21 protein-coding genes and 1 tRNA gene are annotated in these 24,691 nt (G+C 72.0%); 15 read left to right on the forward strand and 7 right to left on the reverse strand.

Translation table 11 applies throughout. From position 1 onward, the window contains the following. Positions 1–55: 55 nt before the first annotated feature. Positions 56–376, forward strand: coding sequence for an FAD assembly factor SdhE (locus tag AC5JJ1_RS25720; protein ID WP_495787973.1), 321 nt, complete (start codon positions 56–58; stop codon positions 374–376). Further along, positions 373–3,873, forward strand: a complete 3,501-nt coding sequence (mfd, locus tag AC5JJ1_RS25725) for a transcription-repair coupling factor (RefSeq protein ID WP_495787974.1) — start codon at positions 373–375, stop codon at positions 3,871–3,873. The genes AC5JJ1_RS25720 and mfd overlap by 4 nt, the downstream gene beginning before the upstream one ends. Here the strand turns inward: mfd and AC5JJ1_RS25730 are convergent. Next, a complete protein-coding gene (locus tag AC5JJ1_RS25730; RefSeq protein WP_495787975.1) occupies positions 3,870–4,520 on the reverse strand; it encodes a TetR/AcrR family transcriptional regulator in 651 nt (216 codons plus the stop codon). The two genes, mfd and AC5JJ1_RS25730, sit on opposite strands and share 4 nt — an antisense overlap. A gap of 96 nt (positions 4,521–4,616) precedes the next feature. Between AC5JJ1_RS25730 and AC5JJ1_RS25735 the strand changes: the two genes are divergently transcribed. The 3 genes from AC5JJ1_RS25735 to AC5JJ1_RS25745 are packed head-to-tail and all read left to right on the forward strand — an operon-like array spanning position 4,617 to position 6,150. Then, positions 4,617–5,012 (forward strand): VOC family protein, encoded by a 396-nt coding sequence (locus tag AC5JJ1_RS25735; RefSeq protein WP_495787976.1) that lies wholly within the window; start codon positions 4,617–4,619, stop codon positions 5,010–5,012. Positions 5,013–5,017: 5 nt separating this feature from the next. After that, positions 5,018–5,548, forward strand: coding sequence for a thiamine pyrophosphate-binding protein (locus AC5JJ1_RS25740; protein WP_495787977.1), 531 nt, complete (start codon positions 5,018–5,020; stop codon positions 5,546–5,548). Next, positions 5,545–6,150: a thiamine pyrophosphate-dependent enzyme gene (locus tag AC5JJ1_RS25745; protein WP_495787978.1), complete on the forward strand. Its 606-nt coding sequence runs from the start codon at positions 5,545–5,547 to the stop codon at positions 6,148–6,150. The genes AC5JJ1_RS25740 and AC5JJ1_RS25745 overlap by 4 nt, the downstream gene beginning before the upstream one ends. On the opposite strand, the gene uvrA is transcribed toward AC5JJ1_RS25745, so the two are convergent. Next, positions 6,147–9,029, reverse strand: a complete 2,883-nt coding sequence (gene uvrA, locus AC5JJ1_RS25750; protein WP_495787979.1) for an excinuclease ABC subunit UvrA — start codon at positions 9,027–9,029, stop codon at positions 6,147–6,149. The genes AC5JJ1_RS25745 and uvrA overlap by 4 nt on opposite strands. Positions 9,030–9,164: 135 nt before the next feature. Here uvrA and ssb point away from each other — a divergent pair, with 135 nt between their 5' ends. After that, positions 9,165–9,686, forward strand: a complete 522-nt coding sequence (gene ssb, locus AC5JJ1_RS25755; RefSeq protein WP_495787980.1) for a single-stranded DNA-binding protein — start codon at positions 9,165–9,167, stop codon at positions 9,684–9,686. Between the two features lie 12 nt (positions 9,687–9,698). On the opposite strand, the gene AC5JJ1_RS25760 is transcribed toward ssb, so the two are convergent. The 3 genes from AC5JJ1_RS25760 to AC5JJ1_RS25770 are packed head-to-tail and all read right to left on the reverse strand — an operon-like array spanning position 9,699 to position 15,195. After that, positions 9,699–13,001, reverse strand: coding sequence for an error-prone DNA polymerase (locus tag AC5JJ1_RS25760; protein ID WP_495787981.1), 3,303 nt, complete (start codon positions 12,999–13,001; stop codon positions 9,699–9,701). Continuing rightward, positions 12,998–14,497, reverse strand: a complete 1,500-nt coding sequence (locus AC5JJ1_RS25765; RefSeq protein WP_495787982.1) for a Y-family DNA polymerase — start codon at positions 14,495–14,497, stop codon at positions 12,998–13,000. The genes AC5JJ1_RS25760 and AC5JJ1_RS25765 overlap by 4 nt, the downstream gene beginning before the upstream one ends. Continuing rightward, on the reverse strand, positions 14,494–15,195 hold the full coding sequence (locus AC5JJ1_RS25770; RefSeq protein ID WP_495787983.1) for an ImuA family protein: 702 nt from the start codon (positions 15,193–15,195) through the stop codon (positions 14,494–14,496). The genes AC5JJ1_RS25765 and AC5JJ1_RS25770 overlap by 4 nt, the downstream gene beginning before the upstream one ends. A gap of 282 nt (positions 15,196–15,477) precedes the next feature. On the opposite strand from AC5JJ1_RS25770, the gene gyrA reads away from it, so the two are divergent. From gyrA to AC5JJ1_RS25805, 7 genes are all read left to right on the forward strand, one after another. Beyond that, the gene (gene gyrA / locus AC5JJ1_RS25775) at positions 15,478–18,285 is read left to right on the forward strand and encodes a DNA gyrase subunit A (protein ID WP_495787984.1); all 2,808 of its coding nucleotides are present in this window, start codon (positions 15,478–15,480) and stop codon (positions 18,283–18,285) included. Further along, on the forward strand, positions 18,278–18,790 hold the full coding sequence (coaD, locus tag AC5JJ1_RS25780) for a pantetheine-phosphate adenylyltransferase (protein WP_495787985.1): 513 nt from the start codon (positions 18,278–18,280) through the stop codon (positions 18,788–18,790). Before gyrA ends, coaD begins: the two co-directional genes overlap by 8 nt. A gap of 23 nt (positions 18,791–18,813) precedes the next feature. Next, on the forward strand, positions 18,814–19,359 hold the full coding sequence (locus tag AC5JJ1_RS25785; RefSeq protein ID WP_495787986.1) for a peptidylprolyl isomerase: 546 nt from the start codon (positions 18,814–18,816) through the stop codon (positions 19,357–19,359). Positions 19,360–19,486: 127 nt separating this feature from the next. After that, positions 19,487–19,975 (forward strand): peptidylprolyl isomerase, encoded by a 489-nt coding sequence (locus AC5JJ1_RS25790; RefSeq protein ID WP_495788147.1) that lies wholly within the window; start codon positions 19,487–19,489, stop codon positions 19,973–19,975. A 61-nt stretch (positions 19,976–20,036) separates the two neighbouring features. Beyond that, positions 20,037–20,112 (forward strand) — tRNA-Lys (locus AC5JJ1_RS25795). Positions 20,113–20,223: 111 nt separating this feature from the next. Beyond that, positions 20,224–20,652 (forward strand): hypothetical protein, encoded by a 429-nt coding sequence (locus AC5JJ1_RS25800; RefSeq protein WP_495787987.1) that lies wholly within the window; start codon positions 20,224–20,226, stop codon positions 20,650–20,652. Between the two features lie 161 nt (positions 20,653–20,813). Next, entirely contained in the window at positions 20,814–21,977 is a 1,164-nt protein-coding gene (locus tag AC5JJ1_RS25805; protein WP_495787988.1) for a benzoate/H(+) symporter BenE family transporter, read from the forward strand. Here the strand turns inward: AC5JJ1_RS25805 and AC5JJ1_RS25810 are convergent. Together AC5JJ1_RS25810 and AC5JJ1_RS25815 are read right to left on the reverse strand one after the other, a co-directional pair. Next, a complete protein-coding gene (locus AC5JJ1_RS25810; RefSeq protein ID WP_495787989.1) occupies positions 21,964–22,926 on the reverse strand; it encodes a Bug family tripartite tricarboxylate transporter substrate binding protein in 963 nt (320 codons plus the stop codon). The two genes, AC5JJ1_RS25805 and AC5JJ1_RS25810, sit on opposite strands and share 14 nt — an antisense overlap. Positions 22,927–22,994: 68 nt before the next feature. Continuing rightward, positions 22,995–23,363 (reverse strand): YMGG-like glycine zipper-containing protein, encoded by a 369-nt coding sequence (locus AC5JJ1_RS25815; RefSeq protein WP_495787990.1) that lies wholly within the window; start codon positions 23,361–23,363, stop codon positions 22,995–22,997. Positions 23,364–23,532: 169 nt separating this feature from the next. Between AC5JJ1_RS25815 and AC5JJ1_RS25820 the strand changes: the two genes are divergently transcribed. Together AC5JJ1_RS25820 and AC5JJ1_RS25825 are read left to right on the forward strand one after the other, a co-directional pair. After that, complete coding sequence (locus AC5JJ1_RS25820; protein ID WP_495787991.1) at positions 23,533–24,090, forward strand: chromate transporter; 558 nt, start codon at positions 23,533–23,535, stop codon at positions 24,088–24,090. Next, positions 24,083–24,622, forward strand: a complete 540-nt coding sequence (locus AC5JJ1_RS25825; protein WP_495787992.1) for a chromate transporter — start codon at positions 24,083–24,085, stop codon at positions 24,620–24,622. Before AC5JJ1_RS25820 ends, AC5JJ1_RS25825 begins: the two co-directional genes overlap by 8 nt. Positions 24,623–24,691 lie beyond the last annotated feature (69 nt).

The following is a 24,691-nucleotide window of genomic DNA, read 5'->3' on the forward strand; positions in this document are numbered from 1 at the left end:
GGCTGACAGGATTCCCATGCGCCTCTATATGCCAGCCCCCAGGCCAGACAGCGACATGCCCAGCGATCCCTCCGCCTCCGTACCGACCGAGCTCGATCCCCGGCGCCGCCGGCTGCTCTTCCGCGCCCGCCACCGCGGCACGAAGGAGGCCGACCTGATGATCGGTGCCTTCGTCGAGCGTCTGGTCGCCGGCTTCTCCGAGACGGAGCTGGATGAGCTGGAGGCGGTGCTCGAATACCCCGATGTCGACCTGTCGGACTGGCTCACCGGCCGCCGCCCGATCCCGGAGGAGTGCCGGACGCCGATGCTGGATCGCATGGCCGTCGAATGCGCCAGCCCGGGCGCCGGCCTGCCGGCGGGCCTGCGCCGGCCATGAGCGAGGCGGAGACGGCAACCCGCGGCCTCACCGTCCATAGCGCCCCGGAGGGGTTCGACGCCCTGCTGCTGGCGCGGCGGCGGGCCGAGTCCGAGGCGCCGATCCTGCATGTCTGCCGCGACGACGCCCGCACCGCGAGGCTGATCGAGGCGCTGGCCTTCTTCGCCCCGGATGTCGAGGTGCTGCGCTTCCCGGCCTGGGACTGCCTGCCTTATGACAGGGTCTCGCCCAATCCGGAAATCGTCGCCGAGCGGGTCTCGACCCTGACCCGGCTGCTGGAGACGGGGGAGCGGCCGCGGATCGTCGTCAGCACGGTCAACGCGCTGGTGCAGAAGGTGCCGCCGCGGGCGGCCTTCTCCGGGGCGACGCTGCTGCTGCGGAGGGGTGGCCGGGTGAAGCCCGAGGCGCTGACCGCCTTCCTGGAGGCCAACGGCTATGGCCGGTCCGGCACCGTGATGGAGCCGGGCGAGTATGCGGTGCGCGGCGGGATCATCGACCTCTTCCCGGCCGGCGAGGCGGACCCGATCCGCCTCGACCTGTTCGGCGACGAGATCGACAGCCTGAGGCGCTTCGACACCGGCACGCAGCGGAGCGGCGCGGCGCTGGCGGAGCTCTGGCTGCGGCCGGTGGGCGAGGTCTTCCTCGACGCCGATTCGATCAGCCGCTTCCGCGCGGCCTGGCGCGACCTCTTCGGCAATGCCGCCGCCGAGGACCCGCTCTATGTCTCGGTGAGCGCGGGGCGGAAGCACCCCGGCATGGAGCACTGGGCCGGGCTCTTCCATGAGCGGATGGAGACGCTGCTCGACTACCTGCCCGGCGCCTCGGTCAGCCTCGACCACCAGTCGGAGGATGTGCTCGCGGCGCGGCTCGAGATGATCGCCGACCATTACGAGGCGCGGCGCGCGCCGGTCAGGGCGCATGAAGGGGAGGTGCCCTATCGGCCGGCGCCGCCGGGGACGCTCTACCTCACCCGGCGCGGCTGGGACGGGATGCTGGCCGAAGGGCCGCTCCTGCGCTTCTCGCCCTTCGGCCAGGCTGACGGCTCCGAGGGGGTCGAGGCCGGCGGGCGGCCGGGGCGGCTCTTCACCGAGGCCCGCACCGCGGGGCATAACGTCTTCGCCGCCTATGCCGAGCACGCCGAGGCGATGGTCAAGCAGGGCCGGCGGCCGGTGGTCGCGGCCTGGACCCGGGGCTCGCGGGAGAGGCTGGGCAACCTGCTGCGGGAGAACGGCGTCGCCGCCGAGCCGGTGGAGAGCCTCGCGGAACTGGGCAGGCTGCCGAAGGGCGTGGTGGGGCTTGCCGTCCTCGGGCTGGAGCGGGGCTTCCTGGCGCCGCCGCAGGCGACGGGCCTCGGCTTCGGCCTGTCCGTCGTCGGCGAGCAGGATCTGCTCGGCGAGCGCATCGCCCGGCCGCCGCGGCGGCGGAAGCGCGCGGACCAGTTCATCGCCGATGCGACGGGGATCGAGCAGGGCGACCTCGTCGTCCACCAGGACCATGGCATCGGGCGGTATGACGGGCTCTCGACCATCGAGGTGAACGGCGCGCCGCATGACTGCCTGCGGCTGCTCTACGACGGCGGCGACAAGCTTTTCGTCCCGGTCGAGAACATCGAGGTGCTGTCGCGCTTCGGGACGGAGACGGCGGGGGTTGCGCTCGACAAGCTCGGCGGCTCCTCCTGGCAGTCGCGCAAGGCGAAGGCCAAGCAGCGGATCCAGGACATGGCCGGGCAGCTCATCCGCATCGCCGCCGAGCGGCAGCTGCGCGAGGGCGTGCTGGCGACGCCGCCGGAAGGCAGCTTCGACGAATTCTGCGCCCGCTTCCCCTTCGCCGAGACCGAGGACCAGCAGCGCGCCATTGCCGACGTGCTGGAGGACCTGGCCTCCGGCCGCCCGATGGACCGGCTGATCTGCGGCGATGTCGGCTTCGGCAAGACCGAGGTGGCGCTGCGGGCGGCCTTCGTCGTCGCCATGTCGGGCGTGCAGGTCGCGATCGTCGTGCCGACCACGCTGCTGGCACGGCAGCACTACCGCAGCTTCTCGGCCCGCTTTGCCGGGCTGCCGGTGAACGTCGCGCAGCTCTCCCGCATGGTGACGGCGAAGGAGGCGGCGAAGGTGAAACAGGGGCTGCAGGACGGCACCATCAACATCGTCGTCGGGACCCATGCGCTGCTGGCCAAGGGGGTGGAGTTCGCCGATCTCGGCCTCGTCATCGTCGACGAGGAGCAGCATTTCGGCGTCGCCCACAAGGAGCGGCTGAAGAACCTCAAGACCGACGTGCATGTGCTGACGCTGTCGGCGACGCCGATCCCGCGCACCCTGCAGCTGGCGCTGACCGGCGTGCGGGAGATGAGCCTGATCGCCACCCCGCCGGTCGACCGGCTGGCGGTGCGCACCTTCATCATGCCCTGGGACGGCGTGGTGCTGCGCGAGGCGATCCAGCGCGAGCGCTTCCGCGGCGGGCAGATCTTTTGCGTGGTGCCGCGGCTCGAGGACATGGCGAAGGTCTCCGACCGGATGCGGGAGATCGTGCCCGAGGCGCGCATCGTCGAGGCGCATGGGCAGATGGCGCCGACCCGGCTCGAGCAGGTGATGACCGAGTTCGGCGACGGCAAGCACGACATCCTGCTCTCGACCAATATCGTCGAGAGCGGGCTCGACATGCCGGCGGTGAACACGCTGATCATCCACCGGGCCGACATGTTCGGCCTCGGCCAGCTCTACCAGCTGCGCGGGCGGGTCGGGCGCGGCAAGCAGCGGGGCTATGCCTATCTCACCTGGCCGCCCTCGCACCGGCTCTCGGCCGCGGCGCAGAAGCGGCTGGAGGTCATGCAGACGCTCGACAACCTCGGCGCCGGCTTCACCCTCGCCTCGCACGACCTCGACCTCCGCGGCGCCGGCAACCTGCTGGGCGACGAGCAGAGCGGGCATATCCGCGAGGTCGGCATCGAGCTCTACCAGCAGATGCTGGAGGATGCCGTCGCCGACCTGAAGGCGGGGCAGGGGCGGAAGAAGAAGTCCGAGGGCGACTATGCCCGGGAGTTCACGCCGAACATCAATCTCGGCCTGCCGGTGCTGATCCCGGAGGAGTATGTGCGGGACCTGCCGGTGCGGCTCGGCCTCTACCGGCGCATCGGCTCGCTGGCGGGCGAGGCGGAGGTGGAGGCGATGGCGGCCGAGCTCGCCGACCGCTTCGGGCCGCTGCCGGCGGAGGTGGAGAACCTGCTGCAGGTGGTCGCCATCAAGTCGCTCTGCCGCGCCGCCGGCGTCGAGAAGCTGGATGCGGGACCGAAGGGCGTGGTGCTCAGCTTCCATCGCAACCAGTTCCGCAACCCGGGCGGGCTGATCGCCTGGGTGACGGCGCAGAAGGGGCTGGTGAAGCTGCGGCCGGACCACAAGCTGGCCCTGCTGCGGGAGATGGAGCTGCCGCAGCGCATCCGCGTGGCGAAGGAGTTGCTCGGGGCACTGGTGAAGGTGGTCGCGCAGGCGAAGGCCGCCTAGGCGGGCGCCGACAGCCCCGCGCAGAGGAAGGGCAGGATTTCCGCCACAGCGCGCTCGAAATCGCCGCTGTCGCAGGCGCCGCCGGACATGGCTTCGAGCCGGCCGGTGCGGAGCAGGGTGTAGCGATAGGCGCCCATCATGAAGTAGAGGCGCCAGCACAGCACCTCATGCGGCAGGTGGGGCAGGATGCGGGCGAACTCCGCCACATAGGCGAGCGTCGTCTCGTCATAGACGGCGCTCAGCACCTCCTTGGCGATGTCGTCCGGCTCGGTGTGCAGCCGGGCATGCATGCGCATGGTGGCGCGGCCCTCCGGCGTCCGGCCGTTCAGCATGAAGGGGGTGACAAAGCTGCGGACCAGCGCCTCCAGCGGGATCAGCGCCGGCCCGTATTGCGCCCGGGCCTCGGCAAGGGCGCGGCGGCGGGCCTCGGTGACCTGCTCTGCGCCGCGGCGATAGGCGGCTTTGAACAGCTCCCGCTTCGCGCCGAAATGGTAGTGGAGCTGGGCGAGGTTCACCCCCGCGGCCTGGGCGATGGCGCGGGTGGAGGCAGCGGCATAGCCATGCTCGGCAAAGAGCGCCTGGGCTCGGTCGAGGATCCGCTCCCGCGCGCTGGGGGCGGCGTCGGCAGGCTTCGGCTTGTCGGTCAACGCGGCCCCTCTGCTCCGCCGGCGCGCCTTGACAGGGGCGGCGCCGGGTATCGAGATATGGTCGAACGACCGACTGCCTGGCAAGGGAGGGGCGCCATGCCGCTGCACGGGCTGAACCACTACACCATCCGGACGACCGACCTGGAGCGGACCAAGGATTTCTACGTGGACGTCCTCGGCCTCGAGATCGGCTACCGGCCGCCGCTCGGCTTCGAGGGCTACTGGCTCTATTGCGGCGGGGAGCCCACCGTCCACCTCATCGGCCCGCGGGAGCGGGATGCACATCTGGCGCGCGAGCCGGGGCCGACAGGGCTGCTCGACCACATTGCCTTCTCCTGCACGGGACTTGCCGAGATGAAGGCGAGGCTGGCTGCCCGGGGTATCGAGCATGAGGAACGAGTGATCCCGCGCGACCGGCAGACTCAGCTTTTCCTCTTCGACCCGGATGGGGTGGCGGTGGAGCTCAACTACCCGCCGAGCGAGACGGCTTAGGCGGCATGGAGCGGGCTTGGCACCAGATCGCCCTCGAGGTGCTGAAGGCGAACGATGTCCGCCTCATCCCCTATGTGCCGGACAATGTGCTGAAGCCGCTGATCGCGGCGCTGCATGCCGACCCTTTCTTCCACGCCTTCACCGTGGCGCGGGAGGAGGAGGCGGTGGGCATCGTCGCCGGGGCCTGGATGGCGGGCACCAGGGGCATGGTGCTGATGCAGACGAGCGGCTTCGCCACGCTCGCCAATGTGCTGGCGAGCCTGCCCTGCGCCTTCCAGATCCCGGTGCTGCTGATGATCAGCGAGCGGGGGACGATGGGCGAGTTCAACCTCGGCCAGGCGGCGGTGTGGCGGACGATGCGGCCGACGCTGGAGGCGCTGGCGATGGAGCACCACGTGGTCACCCGACTCGACGAGTGCGAGTTCGTCATGGACCGCACCATCCGCCAGGCGCATCTGACGCAGATGCCGGCGGCGCTGATCCTCTCGCCGCTGCTGACCGGCGGCAAGGCCGTGACGCGGCAGGTGGTGGCATGATTGCGGCGCACAATGCCAAGCGGATGTACCGCTTCGACCTCATGCAGCGGCTGGTGGCCCGGCTGGAGCACGAGGAAGCGGTGATAGGCGGCATCGGCAACACCAATTTCGACCTGTGGTCCGCCGGGCACCGGGCGCAGAATTTCTACATGCTGGGCAGTATGGGGCTCGCCGTGCCGATCGCCCTCGGCGTGGCGCTGGCACAGCCGCAGCGCAAGGTCTTCGCCCTGGAGGGCGATGGCTCGCTGCTGATGCAGCTCGGCTGCCTCGCCACCGTCGCCACGCTGGCGCCGAGGAACCTGGCGATCCTCGTTTTGGACAACGGGATGTACCAGATCACTGGCGGGCAGGAGACGCCGGCGGCGCGAGCGGATTTCGCTGCCATCGCCCGGGGCTGCGGCCTTGCCGGCGCGGCCTGGGCGGCGGACGAGGCGGATTTCGAGCGGCAGGTTGCGAATTGCCTCGCCACCGACGGACCGCATTTCATCGCGGTGAAGCTGGATGACCAGCCGCCCGTGACGCAGACGGAGCGCGATCCCCCGCAGATCCGCGACCGGTTCATGCGGGGGATGGGGGCGAAGCGGAGCAGGCTCCCCGGCTAGGCCCGCTTCCGCTTCTTCACCGGTGCGGCTTGCGCCAGCAGCGGCGCGAGGAAGCGGCCGGTATGGCTCTCCTCCGTCGCTGCCACATCCTCCGGCGTGCCGGCCGCGACGATGCGGCCGCCGCCGTCGCCGCCCTCGGGGCCGAGGTCGAGCAGCCAGTCGGCGGTCTTGATGACCTCGAGGTTGTGCTCGATCACCACCACCGTGTTGCCGGCATCGACCAGCTGGTGCAGCAGCTCCAGCAGCTTCCGCACATCCTCGAAATGCAGGCCCGTGGTCGGTTCGTCGAGGATGTAGAGGGTGCGGCCGGTGGCGCGGCGCGACAGCTCCTTCGAGAGCTTGATGCGCTGCGCCTCGCCGCCCGACAGCGTCGTCGCCTGCTGGCCGAGATGGATGTAGCCGAGGCCCACCTCGCGCAGCACCTTCAGCTTCTCATGGATGGCGGGGACGGCGGAGAAGAACTCGCAGCCCTCGTCCACCGTCATCTCCAGCACGTCGGCGATGGACTTGCCGCGGAACTTCACCTCCAGCGTCTCGCGGTTGTAGCGCTTGCCCTTGCAGGCGTCGCAGGTGACGTAGACATCCGGCAGGAAGTGCATTTCGATCTTGACGAGGCCGTCGCCGCAGCAGGCCTCGCAGCGGCCGCCCTTCACGTTGAAGCTGAAGCGGCCGGGCTTGTAGCCGCGGCCGCGGCTCTCCGGCAGCTCGGAGAACCAGTCGCGGATCGGGGCGAAGAGGCCGGTATAGGTCGCCGGGTTGGAGCGCGGCGTGCGGCCGATCGGCGACTGGTCGATGTCGATGATCTTGTCGAGCTGCTCCAGCCCCTCGATCTTCTCGTGCGGGCCGGGGACGGTGCCGGCGCCCATCAGCCGGCGGGCAGCCGCCTTGTAGAGCGTCTCGATCACCAGCGTCGACTTGCCGCCGCCGGAGACGCCGGTGATGCAGGTGAAGGTGCCGAGCGGGAATTCCGCCGTGACGTTCTTCAGGTTGTTGCCGGTCGCGCCGGCGACCTTCACCGCGCGCTTGCGGTCGATCTTGCGGCGCGCCGCCGGCACCTCGATCCGCCGCCGGCCGGCGAGGTAGTCGCCGGTGAGGCTGGCAGGGTTGGCGGCCACCTCGGCGGGCGTGCCCTGCGCGATGACGCGGCCGCCGCCGGCGCCGGCGGCGGGACCGATATCGACCAGGTGGTCGGCGGCGCGGATCGCATCCTCGTCGTGCTCGACGACGAGGACGGTGTTGCCGATGTCGCGCAGGCGGCGAAGCGTCGTCAGCAGCCGCTCGTTGTCGCGCTGATGCAGGCCGATGCTCGGCTCGTCCAGCACGTAGAGCACGCCGGTGAGGCCGCTGCCGATCTGTGAGGCGAGGCGGATGCGCTGGCTCTCGCCGCCGGAGAGCGTCGCCGAGGAGCGGCCGAGGGAGAGGTAGTCAAGCCCGACATCGACGAGGAATTTCAGCCGCTCCGCGATCTCCTTCAGGATACGGCGGGCAATCTCCTGGCGCTGCGGCGTCAGCGTGTCGAAGACGGTGCCGAACCACTGCTCGCAGTCGCGGATGGAGAGCCGCGCCGCCTCGCCGATATGGCGGCCGGCGACCTTGACCGAGAGCGCTTCCGGCTTCAACCGGTAGCCGTTGCAGGCGGGGCAGGGCTTGGCGGCCTGGTAGCGCGAGAGGTCCTCGCGGACCCAGGGGTTGTCCGTCTCGCGGTAGCGGCGCTCGAGGTTCGGCAGCACGCCCTCGAAGGGCTTCTTCACGTCATAGCTGCGGAGGCCGTCCTTGTAGCGGAGCGTGACGACTTCCTCGCCCGTGCCGTGCAGGATGGCGTTGCGGATCTTGGCCGGCAGGTCGCCCCAGGGCGTCGCGGTCGAGACCTTGTAGTGGCGGGCGAGGCTTTCCAGCGTCTGGTCGTAATAGGGCGACTGCGCACCGGACCAGGGGGCGACGGCGCCCTCGGCCAGCGTGCGGAGATCGTCGGGAACGACCAGCATGGGGTCGAAGAAGGTCTGGGTGCCGAGCCCGTCGCAAGTCGGGCAAGCGCCCTGCGGGCTGTTGAAGGAGAAGAGCCGCGGCTCGATCTCCTCGATGGTGAAGCCAGATTCGGGGCAGGCGAATTTGGCGCTGAAGACGGTGCGCTCGGCGGTATCCGCGTTCTCGGCATAGGCGATGCCGTCGGCGAGGGCGAGCGCGGTCTCGAAGCTGTCGGCGAGCCGCGGCGCGATGCCCTCGCGGACCACGATGCGGTCCACCACCACCTCGATGTCGTGCTTCAGCTTCTTGCTGAGCGCCGGCACCTCGGCGATCTGGTAGAGCGTGCCGTTGACCTTTACCCGCTCGAAGCCGCGGCGCTGGAACTCGGCGAGCTCCTTCTTGTACTCGCCCTTCTTGCCGCGGACGGCGGGGGCGAGCAGCAGCAGCCGCGTACCCTCGGGCATCGCCATGACGCGGTCGACCATCTGGGAGACGGTCTGCGCCTCGATAGGCAATCCGGTCGCCGGGCTGTAGGGCACGCCGACGCGGGCCCAGAGCAGGCGCATGTAGTCGTGGATCTCGGTGACGGTGCCGACGGTCGAGCGCGGGTTGTGGCTCGTCGTCTTCTGCTCGATGGAAATGGCCGGGCTCAGCCCCTCAATGCTGTCCACGTCCGGCTTCTGCATGAGCTGCAGGAACTGCCGCGCATAGGCGGACAGCGACTCGACATAGCGGCGCTGCCCCTCGGCATAGATCGTATCGAAGGCGAGCGAGGATTTGCCGGAGCCGGACAGGCCGGTGATGACCGTCAGCGTGCCGCGCGGGATGTCGAGGTCGAGATTCTTCAGGTTGTGCGTGCGTGCGCCGCGGATGCGGAGGGAGCCGGCGCCTGAGAGGGGGGTGGGGGTGACCATGCGAGGTGGTGCTCCACGGGGCGCGCGGCCCGCGTTCGCCTTGTGTTCTGGCAGTGATGACATTATATGGGACTGGCGGGAAGGGCTTTCGGCAGGCATGGTCCTTCCCCTTCAGGTTCCAGGGATTCGGACGGCATGGCCGGCAGCGTCAACAAGGTGATCCTCGTGGGCAATCTGGGGCGTGACCCCGAGGTCCGCAACATGCAGTCGGGCGACCGGGTGGTGAGTTTCTCCATCGCCACCAGCGAGTCCTGGGCCGACCGCGCCTCGGGCGAGCGGAAGGAGAAGACCCAGTGGCACCGGATCGCCATCTTCAATCAGAAGCTCGGCGAGATCGCCGAGAAGTACCTGAAGAAGGGCAGCAAGGTCTATCTCGAAGGCCAGCTCGAGAGCCGGAAATACACCGACAAGGACGGCAATGAGCGCGAGGTCACCGAGGTGGTGCTCAGCCGCTTCCGCGGCGAGCTGACCCTGCTCGACGGCCGCGGCGGCGCCGGCGGCGAGATGGGCGAGGGCGGCGGCAGCGGCTTCGGCGGCGGCGGGCGGTCCTCGGGCGGATACGAGCGTTCCGGCGGGGGCGGTGCCTCGCGCGGCGGTGGCGGTTGGGACAAGCCGAAGGGCGGGGCGAGCGACCTCGACGACGACATCCCCTTCTGATTCTGCGCCTCGTCAGCGGAAGTCGCGGCTGCCCGGCAGCGGCGCCTTCGGCCTGCGGTTGCCCGGCTCCGGCCGGCGCACCTCGTCGGCATGGCCGAGATTGCGCTCCGCCCAGGCGGCGTCTCCCGCCTTGACCAGCCCATCCAGCAGGTCGGAGCGGTCGACCAGCCGGCGGACGACCAGGTGGATGATCGGCACCTCGGCGCGCTCCGCCTCCCGCTCGACCCTGCCCTCCGCCACCAGCAGCCGGCCGGCGACCAGCGCCGCCCGGTCCCGCGCGACGATGTCGGGATAGACGACGAGGTTGCCGGTGCCGAACTCGTCCTCCACGGTCAGGAAGACGATGCCCTTGGCCGAGCCCGGCCGCTGCCGCATCAGCACCAGCCCCGGCAGGCGCAGCACCGTCCCGGCCCGCACCGTGCCGAGCTGGCGCGTATCGGCCAGGTGCAGCGCCTCCAGCCGCGGCCGCAGCAGGGCCAAGGGGTGGCGCCGCAGGGTGAGGCCGGTCGACTGGTAGTCCCAGACCACCGTCTCCCCCTCTTCCGGGGCAGCGAGCGGGACCTCGGGCTCCGGCAGCAGCCCGGCGCGGCCGGCCATGGCGGCTTCGGGTGAATCCCGGGCGATGGCGAAGAGCGGCAGGTCTTGCGGCCCGCTGGCGATGCCGCGCGCCGCCCAGGCCGCCTGCCGCCGCGGCACCCCAGTGCCGGCGAAGGCATCCGCCGCGGCCAGCGCCTCGATCGCCCGGCGCCCGAGGCCGCCGCGCCAGGCAAGGTCCTCGACTGTTTCGAAGGGCGCCCCGTTCCGCGCCAGGCGGGCTGCGACGATTGCCTCCGCCTCCGCCTCCGCCAGCCCCGCCACCAGCCGCAGGCCGAGCCGCAGGGCGAGCCGGTCCGGCCCCGCCGCCGCCGGCTCCAGCGCGCAGTCCCAGATGCTGGCATTCACGTCGACGGGCCGCACCTCCACCCCGTGCTCCCGCGCGTCGCGGACGATTTGCGCCGGGGCGTAGAAGCCCATCGGCTGGCTGTTCAGCAGGGCGCAGGCGAAGACGCCCGGGTGGTGGCACTTGATCCAGCTCGAGGCATAAACGAGCAGGGCGAAGCTCGCCGCGTGGCTTTCGGGGAAGCCGTAGCTGCCGAAGCCGTCGATCTGCGAGAAGACCCGCTCGGCGAAGTCCCACGCATAGCCGCGCCGCACCATGCCGTCCACCAGCCGGTCGCGGTAGCGGTTGACGCCGCCCGTCATGCGGAAGGTCGCCATGGAGCGGCGGAGCTGGTCGGCCTCCTCCGGGGTGAAGCGGGCGGCGACGATGGCAAGGCGCATGGCCTGCTCCTGGAAGAGCGGCACGCCGAGCGTTTTCTCCAGCACCTGCTTCAGCTCGTCCGGCTCGCCATGCTCCGGGTCGGGCGAGGGGTAGGCAACCTGCTCCAGCCCCTGCCGACGCCGCAGGTAAGGATGCACCATGTCGCCCTGGATCGGCCCCGGCCGGACGATCGCCACCTGCACGACGAGGTCGTAGAATTGCTCGGGCTTCAGCCGCGGCAGCATGTTCATCTGCGCCCGGCTCTCGACCTGGAAGACGCCGAGGCTGTCCGCCCGCCTCAGCATTCCATAGGTCTGCGGGCAGTCCTGCGGCAGCGCGGCGAGGTCGTTGAAATCCCGCAGCCGGTGCCGCCGCAGCAGCTCGAGCCCGCGCCGGAGGCAAGAGAGCATGCCGAGCCCCAGCACATCCACCTTGAGGATGCCGAGCGCGTCGATGTCGTCCTTGTCCCATTCGAGGACGGTGCGCCCGTCCATTGCCGCCCGGCCGACCACGGCGAGTTCCGTCAGCTTGCCGCGGGTGATGGCGAAGCCGCCGACATGCGTTGCCGTGTGGCGGGGGAAGTCGAGCAGCTCCTCGGCCAGTTCCAGGGCCAGGCCGAGCCGCGCATCGCCCGGCTCGATCCCCACCGAGGCGGCGAGCTCCGCCAGCGGCATCTCCCGCCCCGGTCCCCAGCTCGCCTTGGCGAGGCGCGCGGTGACGTCCTCGCTCAGCCCCATCGCCTTGCCCACCTCGCGGATGGCGCTGCGCGTGCGGTAGCGGATGACGGTGGCGCAGATCGCCGCGCGGTCCCGTCCGTAGCGCGCGTAGAGGTGCTGGATCACCCGCTCGCGCCGCTCATGCTCGAAGTCGATATCGATGTCGGGCGGTTCGCCCCGGCTTTCCGAAATGAAGCGCTCGAAGAGCAGGTCATGCTTCGCCGGGTCGACGGCGGTGATGCCGAGCACGAAGCAGACCACCGAATTCGCTGCCGAGCCGCGGCCCTGGCAGAGGATCCCTTCGCCGCGGGCGAAGCGGACGATCTCGTGCACCGTCAGGAAATAGGGTGCGTAGCCGAGCCGGCCGATCAGCCGGAGCTCATGGTCGAGGCGCGCGGCGATCTTCGCCGGCACGCCGCCCGGCCAACGCCGCGTCGCCGCCTCCGCGAGGCGTGTCTCCAGCGTCTCCTGCGCGCTGCGGCCGGGCTCCAGCACCTCCTCAGGATATTCGTAGCGAAGCTGGTCGAGCGAGAAGCCCGCGCTCGCCTCCAGCACGCGCAGCGTATTGGCCAGCGCCTCCGGATGGCGGGCGAAGAGCCGCGCCATGGCCGCCGGCGATTTCAGGTGCCGCTCGGCATTGGGCTCCGCCGCATAGCCGAGCGCATCGACGGTGGTGCCGAGGCGGATGGCGGTTAGCACATCGGCGAGCGGCCGCCGTGCCGGGTCGTGGAAGCGCGGGTCGTTGGTGGCGAGCAGCCCGGCGCCGGCGGCCTCCGCCATCGCCGCCAGCCGGTCGAGCCGGCGCTGGTCCTCGCCGAGGAAGGGGCAGGACGCCGCGAGCAGCAGCGGCAGGGCGAGCCGGCCGCGCAGCGCCGCGGCATCGGCGTGCAGCCGTTCGGCGAAGGCGGCATCCGCCCCGGCTGGCGGGATGGCGGCCAGCGCCCAGCCCTCGGCGGCGGCGAGCAGGTCGGCCCGGTGCAGCCGGCACTCGCCCTTCGGCGCCGTCATCCGGCCTTGGGATAGCAGCGCGGTCAGCCGGCCGTAGCCGGCGCGGTCGGTCGGCCAGGCGAGCCAGGCGCTGCCATCGGCCAGCACCAGCCGGCAGCCGACGGCGAAGCGCAGCTTCGCCTGCCGCGCGGCGACATGGCCGCGCACCACCCCGGCGAGGCTGTTGGTGTCGCAGATCCCGATGCCGGCCATGCCCAGCATGGCGGCACGCTCCACCAGCTCATGCGGGTGCGAGGCGCCGTCGAGGAAGGAGAAATTCGACCGCGCCCCGAGCTCGGCGAAGCCGCTCATGGCAGGTGGCCGTGCAGCGTCCAGCGGCCCTCGGCGTGGCAGAGCCAGAGCCGCAGGCCGGAGTCGAGCTCCACGCGGTAGTAGTCGCGCCGCGCCTGGCCCGGCTGCGGCCGCCACCATTCGGCTTCCAGCCGCAGCGGCCCTTCCAGCCGCAGCAGCCGGTGGGTGCGGCCGCCCCAATGCAGGAGGGAGGGCAGGCCATCCGGCAGGGCGGCCGCCACCTCGAGCGGCTGCGGCCGGCGCAGCCGCAGCACCGGCCAGGCCGGGGCCGCCCAGCCCTCCGGCATCGGCGGCGGGCGGATCTGCGGGTCGAGCGCGGCGACGGCGTAGTCCGGCCAATGGCTGGCGCGGGGCGCCACGCGGCGCACCCGCAGGCGCTGCCCCAGCCGGTCCAGCAGCTGCACCAGGGCGAGGCCGGCATCCGCCTCCTCCCGCCTGCCGCCGATGGCGAGGCCGGGCTGCATCCCGGCCGTCATGGGCTGGGTGGCGCGCGCCTCGAGCGCCATCCGCTCGAAGCCGAGGCCGGGCTCCAGCCGATCCAGCCGCTCGGCGAAGAGGCGGCGGAGATGCGCCACTTCCCGCATCGGCTGGCCGGTGCCGATCGCTACCTCCTGCACCGCCCCGTCGATCCGCCAGGCCAGCAGGGCAAGCTGCCGCGCCCCGAGCCCGGCGGCGCGCAGCCGGTCACAGAGTTCGTCGAGCAGCCGGTCCAGCACGGCGTCGATGCCGCTGCGGGTGACGATCGGCTCCAGCATCTCCCGTGCCGCGCCGAGCTCGGGCGGCGGCAGGGCGGGCTGGATGGGGGAGGGGCGCCGACCGGTCACCGCATCCAGCCGGTCGAGCAGGTCCTGGCCGAAGCGGCGGGCCAGCGGGCCGCGCGGCAGGTCGGCCAGCGCATGGACATGCCGCAGCCCGAGCGAAGCGAGGCGCTCCAGCATGGCGGAGGGCAGGCGCAGCGCCAGGCCCAGCGGCAACGGCCCGGCGACGGCCGCCTCGGTGCCGGAGACGGCGATCGGGTTGTCGCCCCGGGCGCGGGCCAAGGCGCCCGCGGTGGCGGCCGCCCCGGCGATGGCGCCGCGCGCCGCGATGCCGGCGCGGCGCAGCCGCCGCAGCGCCTCATCCAGCAGCGCCGCCTCGCCGCCCTGCAGATGGGCGCAGCCGGTGATGTCGAGCAGCAGCCCGTCCGGCGGGTCGGCGGCGGCCAGCGGGGTGTAGCGCCGGGCCCAGAGGGCGAGGTCGGCCAGGGCCCGCGCCTCGCCGACCGGGTCGGACTGGCGCAGCAGCAGCGCGGGCAGCATCGCCTGGGCATCGGCGAGCGGCTGGCCGGGCCGCAGCCCCGCTGCCGCGGCGGCCGCATCCACCGCGGCGAGCAGGCGGCGGCTGCCCTGCGCGGCCCAGACGGCGAGCGGCCGGCCGGCAGGCAGGCCGCGCTCCGCCCGACGGATCCGGTCGGTGGCGAAATGCGGCAGGTGGAGCGCGAGGAAGCGGCCCGTCATCGGGCGGCCCGGTGCGCGGCCGGGGGGCCCTCGATCCGCAGCCGCTGCGCCGCCGCCTGCCAGGCCAGGGTCCAGGGACCATCCGGGGCGCTGCCCTTGGCCCGCAGCAGCTCGAGCCGCCAGCGCGGCGAATCGGCGGCGGGCAGCGGCGCCACCCGCCAGCGGGTGAGGGCCGCGCTGGGCTCGGCGGCCATCGCCTCGGGCCGCAGCAGCAGGCCGAGCGCCCGGCCGGCCTCGGCGGCGAGCTGCAGCCGCCGCGTCGCCGTCAGCGGGAGGCCGCCGGCCAGCGCCAGCGCCACCCCGGCCACCGCCGGGCAGCGCAGCGCCTCCTCCATGGCCCAGAGCGCATCCTGCGGCCGCTCGGCCCGGACCAGGGTGAGGTCGGCCGGGTCGAGCCCGCAGCCGGCCAGGCCCGGCGGCCAGGCCTGCAGCCCATCCGCGGCGCTTGCGATCCACAGCACCGTGCCGCCGCTGCGGCCGAGGAGCACAGCGGCGAAGGCGGCGCCGCAGCCGGGGGCGGCGGCCAGCACCTCATGCAGCGCCGCCCGCGCCAGCCCGCCGCCCGGCAGGCCGGGGATGGCGACGAGCCCCGCCACGGCCCGGCCGCCGCCCTCCAGCCTTTCCAGCCGGGCCCGCAGCGCGGCGAGTATCGCCGCTTGGTCGAGCGCGGCGGAGGCGGGAGAATCGGCAGAGCGCATCGCCGCGGACGATGGCGGAGGAAAACGAACGAATCAAGAACAAACCGACCCTCACAGGCCCGGCACCGGCTGCCGCGGCGGAGGCTGGGCAGGCGCCCTGGATGCCCCTAGGCCGGGCCCGATTTTTCGGCCGCAAGCCGGGCCGGATGCGGCCTGCGATTTGGCTTACGGCCCCGCAGCACCTATATAAGGAGCCGATGGAACCCGCGGGCCGAGGCCCGCCGGGCGCCCGGCCATTGCCATTCCGGCGGGGCCGGCCGAGCCCCAAGGAAACCGAGACGCGTGAGCGAAACCCAGAACGGCGCTGACGGAGGGCCAGGCGACACCGCCCCGGTGGCGCTCGAGGAGGAGATGCGCCGCTCCTACCTCGATTACGCCATGAGCGTGATCGTCTCCCGTGCGCTGCCCGATGCGCGGGACGGGCTGAAGCCGGTGCACCGCCGCATCCTCTACGCGATGCAGGAAAGCGGCTACACGGCGGACAAGCCGCACCGCAAGTCGTCCCGCGTCGTCGGCGACGTCATGGGCAAGTACCATCCGCATGGCGACTCCGCGATCTACGACGCCATGGTCCGCATGGCGCAGTCCTTCTCCATGCGGGTGCCGCTGGTCGATGGCCAGGGCAATTTCGGCTCGGTCGATGGCGATCCGCCGGCGGCCATGCGCTACACCGAGGTGCGGCTGGCCAAGTCCGCCTCGGCGCTGCTGGAGGGGATCGACGAGGATACCGTCGACTACCAGCCGAATTACGACGAGAGCGAGAGCGAGCCGCGGGTCCTGCCCGCCGCCTTCCCGAACCTGTTGGTCAACGGCGCGCAGGGCATCGCGGTCGGCATGGCGACCAACATCCCGACGCACAATCCGGGCGAGGTGATCGACGCGACGCTGGCGCTGATCGCCGATCCGGATACCTCGCTCCAGCAGCTGATGGAGATCATGCCTGGGCCGGACTTCCCGACCGGCGGGCTCATCCTCGGCCGCAGCGGCATCCGCAACGCCTTCGAGACCGGGCGTGGCTCCATCCCGCTGCGCGCCAAGTGCGAGATCGAGGAGATGCGCGGCGGCCGCCAGGCGATCGTCGCCACCGAGATCCCCTACCAGGTCAACAAGGCCAACCTGATCGAGAAGATCGCGGAGCTCGTCCGCGCCAAGGCCATCGAGGGCATCTCGGACCTGCGCGACGAGAGCGACCGCGACGGCATGCGCGTCGTCATCGAGCTGAAGCGCGACGCGACGGCGGAAGTGGTGCTGAACCAGCTCTACCGCATGACGCAGCTGCAGACCTCCTTCGCGGTCAACTTCCTGGCCCTCGACAACGGCCGGCCACGGCAGATGGGGCTGATCGAGGCGCTCAAGGCTTTCATCGCCTTCCGCGAGGAGGTCATCCTCCGCCGCTCGCGCTACCGCCTGGCCAAGGCGCGAGAGCGGGGGCACCTGCTGATCGGCCTCGCCATCGCGGTCGCCAATATCGACGAGGTCATCCGCGTCATCCGTGCCAGCCGCGACGGGACGGAGGCGCGCCTTGCCCTGATGACGCGGGACTGGCCAGCCGGAGATGTCGGCGCGCTGCTAGCGCTGATCGAGGATGCCGGCAATGTCGTGACGCCGGAGGGCACGGTGCGCCTGACCGAGGCGCAGGCCCGCGGCATCCTGGCCCTCACCCTGAACCGGCTGACCGGTCTCGAGCGCGAGAAGATCACGGCCGAGCTCGAGGAGGTCGGCGGCCGCATCCGCGAGCTGCTCGACATCCTCGGCAGCCATGTGCGGCGCATGGAGGTGATGTCGGAAGAGCTGCGGGCGGTGCGCGACCAGATCGCCTCGCCGCGCATGACCCAGATCGTCGACCATGTCGCCGACCTCGACGACGAGAGCCTGATCGAGCCAGGGATGATGGTCGTCACCCTAACGCGGGACGGCTATGTGAAGCGCACGCCGCTCGACGTCTTCCGCGCGCAGAATCGCGGCGGGCGCGGGCGCAGCGCGGCGGGGACGCGGCAGGACGACGTGGTGGTGCGCAGCTTCATCGCGCATACGCATCAGTGGGTGATGTTCTTCACCAGCCGCGGCATCGCCTTCCGCGAGAAGATCTGGCAGCTCCCCGAGGGCGGCGCGCAGGGCAAGGGGCGCAGCCTCCGCCAGGTGCTGCAGCTGCAGGAGCGGGAGCAGATCACCGCCGTGCTGCCGCTGCCGCAGGATGAGAGCCTGTGGGACGGGCTGCACCTCGTCTTCGCCACCGCCTCGGGCGGCGTCCGGCGCAACCGGCTGTCGGATTTCCGCAACGTGCGGGCGGCCGGCCTCATCGCCATGAAGCTCGATGACGGCGACAACCTGATCGGCGTGCAGACCTGCCGCGAGGGCGACGACGTGCTGCTCGCCACGCGGAAGGGGCGCGCCATCCGCTTCCAGGCGACCGAGGACGTGCTCCGCGTCTTCGCCAGCCGGGACAGCAGCGGCGTGCGCGGCATCCGCCTCGCCAAGGACGACGAGGTGATCGCCCTCTCCGTGCTGCGCCATGTCGATGCCAGTCCTGCCGAGCGCGAGGCGGCGATCCGCAACGCCGCGCAGCGCCGCCGCACCAATGGCAACGGCGCCGAGGAGATGGAGGCGGCGCCGGTCCCCGCCAGCGAGGAGGGCGAGGAGGAGGGCGTCGCCGAGATCACCCTCACGCCCGAGCGGGCACGGGAGCTGGAGGAGGCGGAGGAGATCATCCTCACCATCACCGATGGCGGCTTCGGCAAGCGCAGCCTCGCCTATGACTACCGCATCACCGGCCGGGGCGGGCAGGGGCTGGAGAACATGGTCTTCAGCCGCCGCACGGGGCGGGAGGTGGTGGCCACCTTCCCGGTGCGGCCGGGCGACGACGTGATGCTCGTCACCGATACCGGGCGGCTGATCCGCCTCCCGGCCGACCAGGTGCGCCTGACGCGCCGCCGCGGCCTCGGCGTGATGATGCTGCGGCTGAACGAGGGGGAGCGGGTGACGAGCTGCTTCCCGGTCGTCGACGACCAGGGCGAGGCGGGGCCGGATTCCGGCGCCGCGCAGACCGGCGCGCTGGCCGCGACGGAGCCGGAGACGCCCTCCGATGCCTGAGCGGGTCGGCCTCTATGCCGGCACCTTCGACCCGATCACCAACGGGCATCTCGACGTCATCGGCCGGGGGGCACGGCTGCTCGACCGGCTGGTGATCGGCGTCGCGGTCAATACCGGCAAGGGCCCGCTCTTCCCGCTCGAGGAGCGGGTGGAGCTGGTGCGGGCCGAGGCCGCGCCGGTCGCAGCACTCACCGGCGCCCGGATCGAGGTGCTGCCCTTCGAGGGGCTGGTGGTCGACTTCGCGCGCCAAGTCGGGGCGGGGATGATCCTGCGCGGCCTGCGTTCCGTCACCGACTTCGACTACGAGTACCAGATGGCGGGGATGAACCGCCGGCTGGATCCTGGCATCGAGACGGTCTTCCTCCTGGCCAGTGAGACGAACCAATTCGTCGCCTCGCGTTTGGTGAAGGAGATCGCCCGGCTGGGGGGTGACATCAGCAGCTTCGTGCCGAAACTCACGCTGCAGCGGACCCTGGCCCGGGTCCGCGGGCCTCAGCAGGGCTGACCGGCCCATATCGGGAGAGACTTATGCGCCGACGCGACCTGGCCGGGCTTGCCGCCCTCGCCACGACCAGCAGCCTTGCAACCCCCGCCCTCGCCCAGGCCGAGGAGCGGCTGCTGCTCGACCTCAAGGACGGCACCGTCACCATCCAGTTCCTGCCGGACGTGGCGCCGAAGCATGTGGAGCGGATCAAGCTGCTGGTCCGCCGCGGTTTCTATGACGGCACGCCCTTCCACCGCGTGATCGAGGGCTTCATGGCCCAGGGCGGCGACCCGACCGGCACCGGCACGGGCGGCGCGCGGGACCTGCCGGACCTGCCGGCGGAGTTTACCAACAAATACCGCTTCCTGCGCGGCACCTGCGGCATGGCGCGCAGCAGCAACCCGAACAGCGCGAACAGCCAGTTTTTCATCATGTTCGCCCCGGCGCCGAGCCTCGACAACCAGTACACGATCTGGGGCAGGGTGGTCGCCGGGATGGATGCGGTCGACAAGATCAAGCGGGGCAGCGGCGGCAACGGGATCGTGCAGAGCCCGGACAAGCTGGTCCGCGCCCGCATCGTCACCGCCTGACCCGAATTTCAAGGAGAGAGACATGAGCGACGAAGCCGGCAGCCCCGCCGAGATTCCTGGCGAGCCCCCGATCGGCGAGGCCGCCGCGGCGCCTGCAGCCGCCACGCCCGATCCGGCGCTGGAGAACATGCTGATCCTCGAGCTGAAGGACGGAAAGGTGACGATCGAGCTGCGGCCCGACCTGGCGCCGCAGCATGTGGAGCGGATCAAGACGCTGGTGCGCGCCGGCTTCTACGACGGCACGCCCTTCCACCGCGTGATCGAGGGCTTCATGGCCCAGGGCGGCGACCCGACCGGCACCGGCACGGGCGGCGCCCGCGATGCCGGCCATGCCGACCTGCCGGCCGAGTTCTCGCCGCCGGCCAAGGCGCGCTTCGTGCGCGGCACCTGCGGCATGGCGCGGACCAACAACCCGGACAGCGCGAACAGCCAGTTCTTCATCATGTTCGGGCCGGCGCCGAGCCTCGACGGCCAGTACACGATCTGGGGCCGCGTCGTCTCCGGCATGGAGGCGGTGGACAAGATCAAGCGCGGCTCCGGCGGCAACGGCATGGTCCAGGGGCCGGACAAGCTGATCAAGGCGAGCATCGCGGCGGATGCCCCCGCTGCCGCTTGAGGCTTGACAGGCGGGCGTCCTCAGGGTTTTGGGGGGCGCCCGCGCATCATCCTGCGCATGTGAGCCGGTAGCTCAGCTGGTAGAGCACGGGACTTTTAATCTCGTGGCCGTGGGTTCGAATCCCACCCGGCTCACCAAACCTCGGCCTTCCGAAACCCGGACGTTACGCCCCGCTTTAAGGCTGGATCGGAGCGGGAGTCGAAGCGCATCCTGTCCGGCCAACCAAAGCAAAGGCCCGGGACATCACCATGAGCGACCACCCAGTCATCGGCCTCTCGGACGAGGTGATGGCCGATGCGGATGGGGTCCGCATCACCCTCGAGACGGCAGGTGGGCCGCTCGCCCTCACCATTCCCCTCCTGATGGCGGAGCGGCTGCTGCTCGTCCTGCGCTCGGGCACGGATGACGCGCATCGCCAGCGGATCGAGCGGGGCGATGGGCTGCGCACCGCGATCGTGCCGACCGACCGGCCACCGCTCGACACCACCGGCTGCATGGCGAGCCTCGCCGCCGACGGCCGCATCCTGCTGCAATTCCGCCATGCCGCGGCGGCGATGACCCAGATCTTCGTCCCGCCGATGGGGGCGGCGATGCTGGCGAGGGCGCTGGGGGAACTCGGCGGCCAGGCGCAGCCGCCGCGAGCGGTAGCGGGCGAAGCGACGAAGCGGGGCGGCTAGACCAAACTCCGGTCGGACGGGATCATCCGATCGGGGTGACGTGCCTGGCCAAGCACAGGCTGGAGCGCCTTCCGTGAGCCAGGCCGGGCGGAACGCGCTCTGGTCCCGGCGCCGCTCGCATGCTTTACCGGCAGCGCCAGCGCTGACCGGGACATGACCGCATGCCTTCCCTGCCGGCCCTCGCGGCCGGGCTGCTCTCCGGCTTCGTCGGCTTCGCCTCCTCCTTCGCCGTCGTCCTGCAGGGCCTCGGCGCCATGGGCGCCGGGCCGGCCGAGGCCGCCTCGGGGCTCATGGCGCTGTCGATCGCCATGGGCCTCTGCGGCATCGTGCTGAGCGTCTGGCGGCGGATGCCGATCAGCGTCGCCTGGTCGACGCCCGGGGCGGCGCTGCTGGCCGCCTCCGCGACGCCGGAGGGCGGCTTCCCGACGGCCATCGGGGCCTTCCTGGTGAGCGGCGCGCTGCTGGTGCTGGCGGGGCTCTGGCGGCCCTTCGGGCGGGCGGTGGCCTCCATCCCCTCGCCGCTGGCCAATGCCATGCTGGCCGGGGTGCTGCTCGGGCTCTGCCTGGCGCCGGTGCGGGCGCTGGCGGAGGCGCCGGTGGCGGGCCTCGCCATCATCCTAACCTGGGCGCTGGTCGGGCGGTTCAACCGCCTGCTGGCGGTGCCGGCGGCGCTGCTGGTGGCGGTCGGGGTGATCCTGGCGACGATCGAGCTGCCGCCCGGCATCCTCGCGGCGGCGGGGCCGGTGCCGGTCTGGGTCATGCCGCGCATGAGCCTGGCGGCGGCGATCGGCATCGGCGTGCCGCTCTTCATCGTCACCATGGCCTCGCAGAACATTCCCGGCATGGCGGTGCTGAACGCCAACGGCTACCAGCCGGAGGCGGGGCCGCTCTTCGCGATGACCGGGCTCTTCACGCTGGCCGGGGCGCCGCTCGGCGGGCATGCGGTGAACCTCGCCGCCATCACCGCGGCCATCTGCGCGAGCCCAGAGGCGGAGCCGGACCCGGCGCGGCGCTGGTGGGCGGCGGTGGTGGCGGGCCTGGCCTATGTCAGCTTCGGCCTGCTGGCGGGGGCGGCGGTGGCCTTCATGGCGGCGGCGCCGCCGGTGCTGATCCAGGCGGTGGCCGGGCTGGCGCTGCTCGGCGCCTTCGGCAATGCGATCCAGGGCGCCGTCGCGGTGCCGGCGCAGCGGGAGGCGGCGGTGATCACCTTCCTCGTCACCGCCTCCGGCCTCTCGGTCTTCGGCATCAGTGGTGCCTTCTGGGGGCTGCTGGCGGGCGGCGCGATGCTGCTGCTGCACCGGCCGGGGTTGTTCAGTCAAGCCTGATCTGCGCCGCCTCGGCGACGCGCTGCCAGCGGGCGGATTCCTCGGCGATGGTGGCGGCGAAGGCGGCGGGGCTGGTCCAATGCGCCGTCGCGCCCTGCTCGCGGAGGCCGTCGCGCACCGCGGGCGTCCCGCTCGCCTCCTTGAGCGCGGAGGAGAGGCGATCGACCACCGCGGCGGGCAGGCCGGCCGGGCCGAGCAGGCTGTACCAGTTGTCGGCCAGCACCTCCGGTAGGCCGGCCTCGGCGGTGGTCGGCAGTTCGGGGAGCATGGGGCTGCGCCGGGTGCTGGCCAGGACCAGGGCCCGCAGCGCTCCGCTCCTGAGATGCGGCAGCACCACCGGCAGGTCGGCGAAGAGCAGCTGGATCTGCCCGCCGAGCAGGTCCGTCACCGCCGGCGCCGCCCCGCGATAGGGAACGACGGTGAGCTCCATCCCGCTCTGCAGCCGCAGCATCTCGGCGGCGAAATGGGAGATTCCGGCCGCCCCCGCGGTACCGATTGCCAGCCGCGAGCCGGGCCGCTTCGCCAGCGCCCGGAGCCCGGCGAGGTCGGTGACGCCGAGGCTCGGCGCGGCGACCAGCGCCTCCGGCACCAGGGTGACGATGCTGATGGGGGTGAGGTCCTGCGGCACCCGGTAGGGCACGGTATTCGTCACATGCGGGATGATGACTAGGGCGCCGCTGCTGGTCAGCACCAGCGTGTGTCCGTCGGGCGGTGCCTTGGCCGCGGCGTCGACGCCGATGACGCCGCCGGCGCCGGGGCGGCTGTCGATCACCACCGGCTGGCCGAGCATCGCCGTCAGCGGCTGGGCGTAGAGCCGGGCGATGATGTCGTTCGGCCCGCCGGGCGGGAAGGGGACGATCAGCCGGATCGGCCGGTTGGGCCAAGCCGGCTGGGCCCCGGCCGGGACGGGCAGGGCGGCGGCCGTTGCCAACAGGTGGCGCCGGCGCATGGGCGATCCTCCGGTATCGTCTTGCCGGGGATCATGCCGGCGGCGGCCGGCCGAGGGAAGCGCGCCGGCTACCAGCTTTCCGCCGGCTGCTCCGCATAGGGCCGGCCATAGGGGTCGGCGTAGGGCTGCTGGTACTGCTGCTGATACTGGGGCTGCTGGTATTGCGGCTGGGCGTAGTAGCCCTGCGCTGCCGCCTCATCCCGCCGGTCCGCCGAATTGCCGATCAGCCCGCCGACCAGCGCGCCTGCCGCGGCGCCGCCGACGATCGAACCGCCGCCGCGGCCGAGCGCGGCGCCGAGCAGCCCGCCCGCCGCGGCGCCGGTCACCGCCCCCGCCGCGGTGCTGGAGGACGGGGCCGCGTAATAGGGGGTAGGCTGCACGACGCAGCCGCAAAGGGAAAGCGCCGCCAGGGCCGTCAGCCAAAGCTTCGGTGTCATGATCATCCTGCCTCCGATCCGCCTTCGCAACGCGCGACGGCCGGCAAGGCTGCATCAACCGTCGCAGATGAGGCCGGGGCGTGGCGGCCGCATGGCAGAGCCGGGGCAGCGGCCTCGACACGGGCAGGGAAGGGCGGAAGACTGCCCGGTGTAACCATCGGGGGATGTGGTGCGCGAACCGGACCCGCCGCAGGCCAGGCTGCTCGATATCCTGCGCGTCTTCGCGGCCATGGGGCTGGCGAGCTTCGGCGGCGGCCTCGCCGGCTGGATGCACCGCGAGGTCGTCGAGCGCCGCCGCTGGATGGGCGAGGAGGCCTTCCTCACCGGTGTCGCCCTCGGCCAGGTGCTGCCGGGGGCGAACAGCGTGAACCTCGCCCTCTATATCGGCCAGCAGCTGCGCGGCACGCCGGGCGCAGCGATGGCCTTCCTCGGCATCCTCGGCCCGCCCTTCCTCCTCATCCTCGGCCTGGCGCTGCTCTATGGCTGGGGGATGGGGGTGGCGGGCTTCGGCGTGGTGCTCGCGGGCGTGGCGGCGGCGGGGCTGGCGAATTCGCTGACGACCGGGCTGCGCACGGCGCGGCAGATGAAGGGGGCCTCGCCCTGGGCGGTGGTCGGCGTCACCTTCATCGCCATAGGGCTGCTGCGCTGGCCGATGATTCCGGTGGTCGCGGTACTGATCCCGGCCAGCATCGGCCTCGCCTGGGCGGAGGGCCGGGCGCGTGGCTGAGCGGCTCTTCGCGCTGCTGCTGGTCTTCGCGCCGCTCTCGCTGGTCTCGCTCGGCGGCGGGCCATCGATCTTTGCCGAGATGCAGCGCCAGGCGGTCGAGGTGCATGGCTGGATGTCGGCGGGGCAGTTCACCGACCTATTCGCCATCTCCCGCGCGGCGCCGGGGCCCGGCTCCCTGATCTGCGCCCTGGTCGGCTGGCAGGCGGCGGGCTTCGCGGGCGCGCTGGCGGGGGCGCTCGGGCTCTATTTGCCCTCCTCCTGCCTGCTGCTGGCGGTCGGGCATTGGTGGCGCAGGCGCGGCGACAGCCCGGTGCGGCGGGTGATCGAGCGTGGGCTGGCGCCGGTCGCGGTCGGGCTCATCTTCGCGGGCGTCTATACGCTGCTGCGGGCGGACGGTGCGGGCTGGATGGAGGTGGCGACGCTTCTTACCTGCACCATCGCCCTGTTGCGGGGCGCCAGCCCCTATGCCGTGATGGCGGTGGTGGCGCTGCTCTATGTCGTCTTGCAGCAGGCGGGCGCCATCGGCCGTTAGCCTGCTATCGGTCCCCGTTGACAGGGGATGGCGCCGGGCAACAGGATGCGCGGCCAATCATTGCCAAGA

The sequence above is a fragment of the Belnapia sp. genome (assembly GCF_059504005.1).

What these genes read in the sequence shown, in the direction of transcription:
- AC5JJ1_RS25720 (WP_495787973.1), top strand. Translation starts at nt 56, where the DNA reads ATGCCCAGCGATCCCTCCGCCTCCGTACCGACCGAGCTCGATCCCCGG.
- mfd (WP_495787974.1), top strand. Translation starts at nt 373, where the DNA reads ATGAGCGAGGCGGAGACGGCAACCCGCGGCCTCACCGTCCATAGCGCC.
- AC5JJ1_RS25735 (WP_495787976.1), top strand. Translation starts at nt 4,617, where the DNA reads ATGCCGCTGCACGGGCTGAACCACTACACCATCCGGACGACCGACCTG.
- AC5JJ1_RS25740 (WP_495787977.1), top strand. Translation starts at nt 5,018, where the DNA reads ATGGAGCGGGCTTGGCACCAGATCGCCCTCGAGGTGCTGAAGGCGAAC.
- AC5JJ1_RS25745 (WP_495787978.1), top strand. Translation starts at nt 5,545, where the DNA reads ATGATTGCGGCGCACAATGCCAAGCGGATGTACCGCTTCGACCTCATG.
- uvrA (WP_495787979.1), bottom strand. Translation starts at nt 9,029, where the DNA reads ATGGTCACCCCCACCCCCCTCTCAGGCGCCGGCTCCCTCCGCATCCGC.
- ssb (WP_495787980.1), top strand. Translation starts at nt 9,165, where the DNA reads ATGGCCGGCAGCGTCAACAAGGTGATCCTCGTGGGCAATCTGGGGCGT.
- AC5JJ1_RS25760 (WP_495787981.1), bottom strand. Translation starts at nt 13,001, where the DNA reads ATGAGCGGCTTCGCCGAGCTCGGGGCGCGGTCGAATTTCTCCTTCCTC.
- AC5JJ1_RS25765 (WP_495787982.1), bottom strand. Translation starts at nt 14,497, where the DNA reads ATGACGGGCCGCTTCCTCGCGCTCCACCTGCCGCATTTCGCCACCGAC.
- AC5JJ1_RS25770 (WP_495787983.1), bottom strand. Translation starts at nt 15,195, where the DNA reads ATGCGCTCTGCCGATTCTCCCGCCTCCGCCGCGCTCGACCAAGCGGCG.
- coaD (WP_495787985.1), top strand. Translation starts at nt 18,278, where the DNA reads ATGCCTGAGCGGGTCGGCCTCTATGCCGGCACCTTCGACCCGATCACC.
- AC5JJ1_RS25785 (WP_495787986.1), top strand. Translation starts at nt 18,814, where the DNA reads ATGCGCCGACGCGACCTGGCCGGGCTTGCCGCCCTCGCCACGACCAGC.
- AC5JJ1_RS25790 (WP_495788147.1), top strand. Translation starts at nt 19,487, where the DNA reads ATGCTGATCCTCGAGCTGAAGGACGGAAAGGTGACGATCGAGCTGCGG.
- AC5JJ1_RS25800 (WP_495787987.1), top strand. Translation starts at nt 20,224, where the DNA reads ATGAGCGACCACCCAGTCATCGGCCTCTCGGACGAGGTGATGGCCGAT.
- AC5JJ1_RS25805 (WP_495787988.1), top strand. Translation starts at nt 20,814, where the DNA reads ATGCCTTCCCTGCCGGCCCTCGCGGCCGGGCTGCTCTCCGGCTTCGTC.
- AC5JJ1_RS25810 (WP_495787989.1), bottom strand. Translation starts at nt 22,926, where the DNA reads ATGCGCCGGCGCCACCTGTTGGCAACGGCCGCCGCCCTGCCCGTCCCG.
- AC5JJ1_RS25815 (WP_495787990.1), bottom strand. Translation starts at nt 23,363, where the DNA reads ATGACACCGAAGCTTTGGCTGACGGCCCTGGCGGCGCTTTCCCTTTGC.